Consider the following 9,483-nt stretch of genomic DNA (forward strand, 5'->3'; position numbering starts at 1 on the left):
CGAAGGTCGCCATAGTCGCCGTCATGCGAAAGCTCATCGAGGCCGCTAACCTCGTCCTCTCCCGCAGCCAGCCCTGGGTCAAACATGCCACCACCTGAACATGGTTGCTCCACCAGACTTCGTCTGGTCCCCCTCCCCCGACGGGGGAGGAGAATGAGAGCCAGGCCGGCTATCTTCACACGGTGATGCCCGGCATCCTCGGACGAGGCAAAAGTCAGGCCGCCCGCGCGATCACCCGGTTCCGGCCCTGGCTCTTGGCGATGTAGACCGCCTCGTCGGCGCGCTTCAGCAGGGTGTTGGACTGATCCTCCGAGCCCGAGCTGGTGGCCACGCCGATGGAGATCGTCACGGTCAGCGCCTCCTGCCCGTCCATCACGCGGAAGGGTGAACCGGCCACATGCAGACGGATGCGCTCGGCCACCCGACGCGCAGCCTCCAGGTCGGTCTCGGGCATCACCACGACAAATTCCTCTCCGCCGTGTCGCACCGGCAGGTCGATCGCCCGGACATTGGACGCCAGGCGCACCGCAAATTCGCGCAGCACCTCGTCGCCCACATCATGGCCGAAGCTGTCGTTCACGCGCTTGAAGTGGTCGATATCGATGACCAGCACAGACACAGGCTCGCCGCCAGCAGCCGCGCGCCGCATCAGGGCCTCGAGTTGCCCCACCATATAGCGACGATTGTGGAGGCCCGTGAGTTGATCGGTGACCGCCAGTTCCAGTGAAAGGTCCAGATTGGCGCGCAGGTACTCGGTGTAGCGCTTGCGGCGGATCTGGGTGCGGACACGGGCGGCCATCTCGCCCGGATCAATGGGGCGGGCCAGGATGTCGTTGACGCCGATCTCCAGCGCCTTGACCGCGCGAACCCGCTCATGAAGATCGACCACGGCCAGGATCGGCAGGTTCCGCGTGGCCTCGTCAGAGCGGATCTGGGCGGCGAAGCGCAGGCCATCAAAGGCCCGGCTGGTGGCGTTGACGATCACCAGATCCACCGGCCCGCGCGCCGTCAGCAGCGCCTTGGCCGGGTCGGTCTCGATCACCGGGCGGTGCTCGACGGACAGCTCACTGCAGACCCGTTGGGCCTGACGCTCATTGTCGTCGACAAACAGGATACGTCCGCCCGAGCCGCCGAGACGCGAGGCGGCGCCCGCGATCACGCCCATCCGGCGTCCGGAGGCTTCACGATCGCGCAGTTCATCGATCACGGTCTTGAGCCGGGTAAGGCTGCGCACCCGGGCAAACAGCATCAGATCGTCGATGGGCTTGGTCAGAAAATCGTCAGCCCCCGCTTCAAGGCCCGCGACCCGGTCAGCGCGACCATCCAGGGCCGTCACCAGAACGACAGGCACATGGCGTGTAGTGGGGTCTTCCTTCAGCCGCCGACAGACCGCAAAGCCGTCCATGCCGGGCATCATCACATCCAGCAGGATGATGTCCGGAAGTTCGGACGCGGCGATGGCCAGCGCGGTGGGACCGTCCGACGCGGTCAGAACCTCATAGTATTCCGAACTGAGCTTGGCCTCAAGCAACCGGACGTTTGAGTCGATGTCGTCGACGACAAGGATCCGTGCGGACATGGCCTCAGTCCAGCAATCGGCGAATGGTTTCGAGGAAGTGGGTCACCGAGATCGGCTTGGAGATATAGGCCTCGCAACCACCCTCGCGGATCCGCTCCTCATCGCCCTTCATGGCGAAGGCAGTCACAGCGACAACCGGAATGTGCGCCAGTTCATCGTCTTCTTTCAGCCACTTGGTGACCTCAAGTCCCGAGATTTCCGGCAGCTGGATATCCATCAGAATCAGGTCGGGCTTGTGCACACGGGCCAGCGACAACGCCGAGAGTCCCTCGCGGGTCTCAAGCGTTTCATAGCCCTGGGCCTCGAGCAGATCATGAAAGAGCTTCATGTTCAGCTCGTTATCCTCGACGATGAGGACCTTCTTCGCCATTCGGGACCCGACAGTATGCATAGGGACCGGCCGATGTTCGACCGTCCCCGCGTGTTCTCTGTTCATCCCATGGATGTCCTTAAAGATAGTGAATCCGCCACTGGAGCGCCCTTGACCGATCCGTCACCTTCAATCGCACCCAGCCTCGACGCCCTGGGCCTGTCGCCGGATCGGCCCCTCGTGCTGATCGACGTGGACGAGGTGCTGGGCCTGTTCATGCAGGGTTTTGGCGACTTCGTGGCGACCCGGGGGCTGGTGATGCGGGTCGACAAGTTCGCGCTGTTCCAGAACATCTACCGGCCCGGGGAGCGCCAGCACATCGACGCCGTCGAGGGCAAGGCGCTGTTCGACGCGTTCTTCGCGGACCATTGCGACCAGATGGAACCCGCGCCAGGCGCCATCGATGCGCTGAACCGGCTGTCAGCCCATGCCGAACTGCTGATTCTCTCCAACGCGCCCGCCCCTGCGGAACGCCTGCGCACGAACTGGCTTCGCAAACATGGCCTGAAACACCCGCTGATCCTCAACTCCGGACCCAAGGGCCCCATCGCCGCGGGTCTGATCTCCCAGACCCTGCACCCCACGGCCTTTGTCGACGATCTGCTGGGCAACCTCGATTCGGTGGCCGACCACGCGCCGGATACGGCGACTTTCCAGCACGTCGCTGACCTGCGCCTGCGCGGGTTTGCCCCAACCTCGGACCGTCATCAGCGGATCGACGACTGGGAGGAGCTGGGCGCGGCCATCGAGCATGCGGTGCGGCGGTAGAGCCTCACCCCATGATCCGGATCGGCGTAGACTTTGGGGGCACCAAGATTGAGGCTGCGGCGCTGGACGCCGACGGGCGGTTCCTGGCCCGCGTACGGGTTCCGACGCCCCCGCCCTATGAGGAACGCCTTGAGGCCACCCTCGCCGCCGTCTCCGAGGCCGAGCGGCAGGCCGGCGTCTCGGTAGCGAGGATCGGCGTCGGCGGACCCGGATCACCCTCGCCCACAACAGGCCTGATGCGTAATTCCAACTCGACGGTGCTGAACGAAAAGCCGTTCCCGGCAGACCTCGAAAGGGTCCTCGGGCGACCGATCCGCTACGCCAATGACGCCAACTGCCTGGCGCTGTCCGAGGCGACAGACGGCGCAGCGGCGGGCGCGGGCGTGGTCTTCGGTGTCATCATCGGCACAGGCTGCGGCGCCGGGATCGCCGTTGGCGCTCAGCCGGTTCCAGGTCGCAATCTGATCGCCGGCGAGTGGGGTCACACTCCCCTGCCCTGGCCACGGCCCGATGAGCTGCCAGGACCGTCCTGCTGGTGCGGCCGGCGCAACTGCCTGGAACTCTGGCTCAGCGGCACAGGTTTCGCCCGCGAGGCGGGACAATCCGCCGAGGCCGCCGTCGCCGCCGGAAACAACGACGCCATTGAGCGCTACATCGACCGCCTGGGCCGCAGCCTCGCGGTCGTCGTGGATATCCTCGATCCCGATATGATTGTGCTGGGCGGCGGGATGTCCAATATCGATCAGCTCTACACCAGCCTGCCCGCCGCCATCGCCCCGCATGTCTTCTCCGATGTGTTCACAACGCCGGTGGTGAAGGCCCTGCATGGCGACTCATCCGGCGTGCGCGGCGCGGCCTGGCTCTGGCCGCTGGAGCCCGGGGGATGAAGGCCTTCTGCCGCGACTGCTTCTGGACCGGCGAGGACGCCGTCCGGCGCTGCCCGACCTGCGCCTCGCCCAGGATTGTCGCCCACCCGGAGCTGGGCGACCTGACCATCGCCCACATGGACTGCGACGCCTTCTACGCTTCGGTGGAAAAGCGCGACCGGCCCGAACTTCGGGACGTGCCGGTCATCGTGGGCGGCGGCCAGCGCGGGGTGGTGACAACCTGCTGCTACATCGCCCGCATCAAGGGCGTTCGCTCGGCCATGCCCATGTTCAAGGCACTGGCGGCCTGCCCCGAAGCTGTTGTGATCAAGCCGGACTTCACGAAATACCGCGCCGAAAGCAAACGCATCCTCGGCATGGCCTCGGAACTCACACCCCTGATCCAGAACCTGTCGCTGGACGAGGCCTGGATGGATCTCTCGGGCACCGCGCGCCTGCATGGCGCGCTGCCGGCGATCACGCTGGCCCGGCTGCAGGCCCGGGTCGAGGCCGAGGTGGGTATCACCGTCTCCATCGGTCTCGCCCCCAACAAGTTTCTGGCCAAGATCGCCTCGGAACTGGACAAGCCACGCGGCTTCTCCGTGCTCGGCGCCGAGGCCAAAGCCTTTTTGGCCGGCAAGCCGGTGCGGATCCTGCCCGGCGTGGGCCCGGCGATGGTGGCCAGCCTGGAGAAGGCCGGCTTCCGCACCGTCGGCGATCTGGCGCGGGCGGATCGCAAGGCGCTGGCCGACCGCTGGGGCGCGCAGGGTCTGCGGCTCTTTGATCTGGCCCATGGGCGCGATGCGCGCGCCGTCAATCCGAACGAGGCGCGCAAGGCGATCAGCGGCGAGACCACCTTCAATGCCGATCTCAGCCGCATCGAGGACCTGGAGGACCAGCTGTCCCCCCTCTGCGAACGGGTGGCCCGTCAGGCGCGGGCGGCGTCTGTGGCCGGGCGGGTGGTCACCCTCAAGCTGCGCGGCACGGACTTCAGGATCGTCACCCGCCGCCGCACGCTCGCCATCCCCACCCAGACGGCCCACACCCTGTTCCAGGTCGGCCGCGAGCTGCTGGCCGCCGAGGCCGTCGGCAAGCCCTGGCGCCTGATCGGGATCGGGATCGCCGATCTGGTGGATGAGGAGGCCGCGCCCGACGACTTCTTCGCTGGCGATGAGCGCAAGGCGCTCGCCAGCGAACGCTCGCTCGACGTCCTGCGGGCGCGGTTCGGCGCGGACGTCGTCACCTCCGCCCGGAACCTCCGGACCAGGGCTTCGCGCGACAAGGGCTGACCATACCCCATGCTCAAATTCAGGCGAATGGCGCCAGAAACGTCACAAAGACGATTCAACCCTTCCAAAAGTCGCGATCTTCCATATCTAATCGAACTCCGGGGCGTACCTCTCGGGGCAGGAGACAGTTCACATGAGCGAGCGGAAGGAAGGTGATACGGACACCGGCGTTCGCTCGACGGTGATCACCCAGACCAAGCCCAAGGTCCAGAAACCGGCCATGTACCGGGTTCTTATCCTGAACGACGATTACACGCCGATGGAGTTCGTCGTGTACGTGCTCGAGCAGTTCTTCAACAAGTCGCGCGAAGATGCGACTCGGATAATGCTCCATGTCCATCAACACGGCGTGGGGGTCTGCGGAATATTCACCTACGAAGTCGCCGAAACGAAAGTCGCGCAGGTGGTCGATGCGGCTCGCCGTCATCAACACCCCCTTCAGTGCACAATGGAAAAGGACTAGGGGCATTTGCCTTCATTTTCCCGCCAACTCGAAGAATCCCTCCACCGCGCGGTGGCTTACGCGAACCAGCGAAAGCATGAGTACGCGACGCTGGAGCACCTGCTCCTCAGTCTGATCGACGACGAGGACGCCACCGGGGTGATGCGCGCCTGTGAGGTCGAGCTTCCGGCGCTCCGCACCACACTCACCAACTATGTGGACAATGAGCTGAAGTCCCTGATCGTCGACGACGGCGAGGACGCCAAGCCCACCGCCGGCTTCCAGCGCGTGATCCAGCGCGCGGTCATCCACGTGCAGTCTTCCGGCCGTGAGGAAGTCACCGGCGCCAATGTGCTGGTCGCCATCTTCTCCGAACGCGAGAGCCACGCCGCCTACTTCCTGCAGGAGCAGGACATGACCCGTTACGACGCGGTCAACTACATCGCCCACGGCATCGCCAAGAAGGCCGGCGCCAGCGAGGCCAAGCCCGTCAAGGGCGCCGAGGAAGAGGACACCAAGCCCGCCGCCAAGACCGCTGGCGAGGCGCTGGAAGCCTACTGCGTCAACCTCAACGAGAAGGCCAAGCAGGGCAAGGTCGACCCGCTGATCGGGCGCATGTCCGAGGTCGAGCGCTGCATCCAGATCCTGTGCCGCCGCACCAAGAACAACCCGCTGCTGGTGGGTGACCCCGGCGTTGGCAAGACCGCCATCGCTGAAGGCCTGGCCCGCAAGATCATCAACAAGCAGGTGCCGGAAGTCCTGGCCGGCGCCACCATCTTCTCGCTCGACATGGGCGCGCTGCTGGCCGGCACCCGCTACCGCGGCGACTTCGAGGAGCGCATCAAGCAGGTCGTCAAGGAACTCGAGAACCACCCCGACGCGGTGCTGTTCATCGACGAGATCCACACCGTCATCGGCGCCGGCGCCACCTCGGGCGGGGCCATGGATGCGTCAAACCTGCTGAAGCCGGCGCTGGCCTCCGGGTCGCTGCGCTGCATGGGCTCGACCACCTACAAGGAGTTCCGCCAGCACTTCGAGAAGGACCGCGCCCTGGTGCGCCGCTTCCAGAAGATCGACGTGAACGAGCCCACCATCGAGGACACCATCAAGATCCTCAAGGGCCTGAAGATCTACTACGAGGAGTTCCACAAGCTCCGCTACACCAACGACGCCATCAAGGCGGCGGTGGAGCTGTCGGCCAAGTACATCAACGATCGCAAGCTGCCCGACAAGGCCATCGACATCATCGATGAGGCCGGCGCCTCGCAGATGCTGGTGCCGGAAGGCAAGCGCAAGAAGATCATCGGCCTGAAGGAGGTCGAGGCGGTCGTCGCCAAGATCGCCCGGATCCCGCCAAAGTCGGTGTCCAAGTCCGACACCGAGTCCCTCAAGCAGCTGGAAGCCGATCTGAAGCGCGCCGTCTACGGCCAGGAAGACGCCATCGACCAGCTGTCTTCGGCCATGAAGATGGCCCGCGCCGGTCTGCGCGACGCCAACAAGCCCATCGGAAGCTACCTGTTCTCCGGGCCCACCGGCACCGGCAAGACCGAAACCGCTCGCCAGCTGGCCTCCACCCTGGGCATCGAGCTCCTGCGCTTCGACATGAGCGAATATATGGAACGCCACACCGTCAGCCGCCTGATCGGGGCGCCTCCCGGCTATGTGGGCTTCGACCAGGGCGGCCTGCTCACCGACGCCGTCGACCAGCACCCGCACTCCGTGGTCCTGCTGGACGAAATCGAAAAGGCCCACCCGGATGTCTACAACATCCTCCTTCAGGTCATGGATCACGGCCAGCTGACCGATAGCAACGGCAAGAAGATCGACTTCCGCAATGTGGTCCTGATCATGACCACCAACGCCGGCGCCTCCGACGCCCAGCGCAACGCCATCGGCTTCGGCCGCGGCAAGCAGGAAGGCGAGGTCGAGGAAGCCCTCAAGCGCGTCTTCACGCCGGAATTCCGCAACCGCCTCGACGCCGTGGTGCCCTTCAAGCCGCTGACACCGGAAATCATCCGCCAGGTGGTCCACAAGTTCGTCATGCAGCTGGAAGCCCAGCTGGCCGACCGCCACGTCACCATCGAGACCTCGGAAGACGCCGCCGACTGGCTGGCCAAGAACGGCTTCGACGAACTCTACGGCGCCCGCCCGCTGGCCCGCGTCATCCAGGAGCACATCAAGAAGCCCCTGGCCGACGAGATTCTCTTCGGACGCCTGGTCAAGGGCGGCCACGTCAAGGTGGTGCTCCGCGACGGCAAACTCGCCTTCGACGTCGAGGGCGACGAGCGTGAAAAAGGCGCCCCGGTCATCGAAAGCCCCGCCGAACCCGAACTGGCGGACTGACCGACGCACCCTTCGCCCCTTGTGGGACCGTTGCGCAATTGTTGATTGGTCCTGGACTGGGGTGGTGAGGCGGCGCTTCGATTGAAGGGTCGACCGACGAAGGCGGAGGCGGCGGTGATGCGGCTGGCGCGGGGCGTGGCGGGCAAGGCCGACGACCTGGCCGAGGCGCGTTGGCAGATCGATCAACTGCAGAGAAAGGTTGGCCAGCAATAGCTGGACCTGGATTTTTTCAAAGCTGCCTTGCGGCGTATCGAGGCGTCACCCCGATCGAGGAGCGGGCCTGGCGCGACGGGGTCTTCGCGGACATCCAGGCGATGACGCGCCCGCAAGGCGATGGGCCAGCCACAGCGCGGCTGGTGGACAGGGTGTGTGCGTTGGCCGGTGTGAGCCGGGCCTCCTACTACCGCGACTGGGCGAGCACATCGCCCGGTGTTGAGGAGACGGCGCTCCGGGACCGGATCCAGCAGCTGGCGCTGGGCCATCGGTTCTATGGCTACCGACGGATCACCGAGTTGCTGCGGCGTGAGGGCTGGTGCGTCAACCGCAAGGTGGTGGGCTGGGCGATGGCTGATCATCTGCGGGCCGAGCTGGCGCTGGAGGCTCTGGAGATGGCGCTGGCCAAGCGTCAGGTGTTTCCCGGCGGGCTTGTCCATCACTCTGATCGCGGCATCCAGTACGACGGCGTGAGAACGAGCGGCTGCGGATGGAGCGCGACATCCTAAAAAAAGCCGCGCTCATCTTCGCAGCGGCCGCCCGGTGAAGTTCGGGTTCGTCGATGAGCATCGTGCGGTCTGGCCGGTGAGCGTGATGTGCAAGGTCCTGGGCCTGTCCACCAGCGGGTACTACGCCTCGCTCGCCCGGCCCGAGAGCGCGCGTGCGGCGGCTAACCGGGCACTGCTGGGCGATATCGCCCGGATCCACGCCGAGAGCAGCGGGACCTACGGCTCGCCCAGGGTGCATGCCGTGCTGCGCGGGCCGCCGCGTCGGACGCTCAAGGGTCGAGCGGCTGATGCGCCATGCCGGCATCCGGGGTCTGGCGGCGCTGCCGCGCCGGGCCAGGACCACCGACAGCCGCCATGGCTATCCGATCGCGCCCAACAGGCTCGCCCGGAACTTCAACGCAGCACGTCCAAACCAGGTCTGGCTCGCTGACCTCACTTACATCCCTACCGGCGAAGGCTGGCTGTACCTGGCCGCCATCCTCGACATGCACACCCGCAAGATTGTCGGCTGGTCCATGCGCCAGACCCTGCACGCCGAGATCGCCATCGACGCGCTGACCATGGCCATCCAACGCCAACGGCCACCACCGGGGCTGATCCATCACTCCGACCGCGGCATCCAGTACGCCGCCGAGGCCTATCGCCAAATCCTTGCCGGATCGGGGATTTCCCCCTCCATGAGCCGCAAGGGAAACTGCTGGGACAACGCCCCCATGGAGAGCTTCTTCCACACGCTCAAAACCGAGCGCGTCCACCACCGGGTCTACGCTACCCGCGACCAGGCCCGGCGCGATCTGTTCCAATACATCGAAGGCTTCTATAATCCCCGCCGTCTGCACTCAGCCTTGGGCTATCTCAGCCCGGAAGAGATGGAACGCAGAGCGGCTTAACCCCGTCCACTTTTCCGGGGGAAGATCATTGATGTCTATGAAGCGTAGGGCCTTTCTTGCCTGCGGAGATCGCCGAATGCGGTCATAAGCTAGGCTCAGGACTCATTGATCATAGCCAGAAGATGACGGTGGCAGCGAGAGCGATGGCGGACATGAAGGTGTGTGCGCATCGGTCGTATCGGGTGTGGATGCGCCGCCAGTCCTTGAGGCGTCC

The 9,483-nt window shown here is 65.4% G+C and carries 8 protein-coding genes and 3 pseudogenes; 8 read left to right on the forward strand and 3 right to left on the reverse strand.

Annotated features, from left to right (window positions below; all coding sequences use genetic code 11):
* Positions 1-214: 214 nt before the first annotated feature.
* Entirely contained in the window at positions 215-1,579 is a 1,365-nt protein-coding gene (locus ACIQ3B_RS17155; protein WP_397404738.1) for a PleD family two-component system response regulator, read from the reverse strand.
* Positions 1,580-1,583: 4 nt separating this feature from the next.
* Complete coding sequence (locus ACIQ3B_RS17160) at positions 1,584-1,949, reverse strand: response regulator (RefSeq protein WP_397404740.1); 366 nt, start codon at positions 1,947-1,949, stop codon at positions 1,584-1,586.
* Positions 1,950-2,060: 111 nt separating this feature from the next.
* Here ACIQ3B_RS17160 and ACIQ3B_RS17165 point away from each other — a divergent pair, with 111 nt between their 5' ends.
* The 8 genes and pseudogenes from ACIQ3B_RS17165 to ACIQ3B_RS17200 form a co-directional block, all read left to right on the forward strand.
* Complete coding sequence (locus tag ACIQ3B_RS17165) at positions 2,061-2,717, forward strand: hypothetical protein (protein WP_397404742.1); 657 nt, start codon at positions 2,061-2,063, stop codon at positions 2,715-2,717.
* A gap of 11 nt (positions 2,718-2,728) precedes the next feature.
* The gene (locus tag ACIQ3B_RS17170) at positions 2,729-3,604 is read left to right on the forward strand and encodes an ROK family protein (protein ID WP_397404744.1); all 876 of its coding nucleotides are present in this window, start codon (positions 2,729-2,731) and stop codon (positions 3,602-3,604) included.
* Positions 3,601-4,872, forward strand: a complete 1,272-nt coding sequence (locus ACIQ3B_RS17175; RefSeq protein WP_397404746.1) for a DNA polymerase IV — start codon at positions 3,601-3,603, stop codon at positions 4,870-4,872. Before ACIQ3B_RS17170 ends, ACIQ3B_RS17175 begins: the two co-directional genes overlap by 4 nt.
* 133 nt (positions 4,873-5,005) lie before the next feature.
* Positions 5,006-5,335, forward strand: a complete 330-nt coding sequence (gene clpS, locus ACIQ3B_RS17180) for an ATP-dependent Clp protease adapter ClpS (RefSeq protein WP_397404748.1) — start codon at positions 5,006-5,008, stop codon at positions 5,333-5,335.
* 6 nt (positions 5,336-5,341) lie between these two features.
* The gene (gene clpA, locus ACIQ3B_RS17185) at positions 5,342-7,657 is read left to right on the forward strand and encodes an ATP-dependent Clp protease ATP-binding subunit ClpA (RefSeq protein ID WP_397404750.1); all 2,316 of its coding nucleotides are present in this window, start codon (positions 5,342-5,344) and stop codon (positions 7,655-7,657) included.
* A 45-nt stretch (positions 7,658-7,702) separates the two neighbouring features.
* The gene (locus ACIQ3B_RS17190; RefSeq protein WP_397404753.1) at positions 7,703-7,870 is read left to right on the forward strand and encodes a hypothetical protein; all 168 of its coding nucleotides are present in this window, start codon (positions 7,703-7,705) and stop codon (positions 7,868-7,870) included.
* Positions 7,871-7,971: 101 nt separating this feature from the next.
* A pseudogene (locus ACIQ3B_RS17195) lies at positions 7,972-8,211 on the forward strand (IS3 family transposase); the annotation flags it as partial.
* A 125-nt stretch (positions 8,212-8,336) separates the two neighbouring features.
* Positions 8,337-9,269, forward strand: a pseudogene (locus ACIQ3B_RS17200) (IS3 family transposase); the annotation flags it as partial.
* Positions 9,270-9,378: 109 nt separating this feature from the next.
* On the opposite strand, the pseudogene ACIQ3B_RS17205 reads toward ACIQ3B_RS17200, so the two are convergent.
* A pseudogene (locus ACIQ3B_RS17205) lies at positions 9,379-9,483 on the reverse strand (IS5/IS1182 family transposase); the annotation flags it as partial.

Source organism: Phenylobacterium sp., assembly GCF_044358365.1.
Taxonomy (GTDB): Bacteria; Pseudomonadota; Alphaproteobacteria; order Caulobacterales; family Caulobacteraceae; genus Phenylobacterium.

Bases quoted from the DNA above. Each gene is read 5' to 3' on its own strand.
- ACIQ3B_RS17155 (WP_397404738.1), bottom strand. From the start codon at position 1,579: ATGTCCGCACGGATCCTTGTCGTCGACGACATCGACTCAAACGTCCGG.
- ACIQ3B_RS17160 (WP_397404740.1), bottom strand. From the start codon at position 1,949: ATGGCGAAGAAGGTCCTCATCGTCGAGGATAACGAGCTGAACATGAAG.
- ACIQ3B_RS17170 (WP_397404744.1), top strand. From the start codon at position 2,729: ATGATCCGGATCGGCGTAGACTTTGGGGGCACCAAGATTGAGGCTGCG.
- ACIQ3B_RS17175 (WP_397404746.1), top strand. From the start codon at position 3,601: ATGAAGGCCTTCTGCCGCGACTGCTTCTGGACCGGCGAGGACGCCGTC.
- clpS (WP_397404748.1), top strand. From the start codon at position 5,006: ATGAGCGAGCGGAAGGAAGGTGATACGGACACCGGCGTTCGCTCGACG.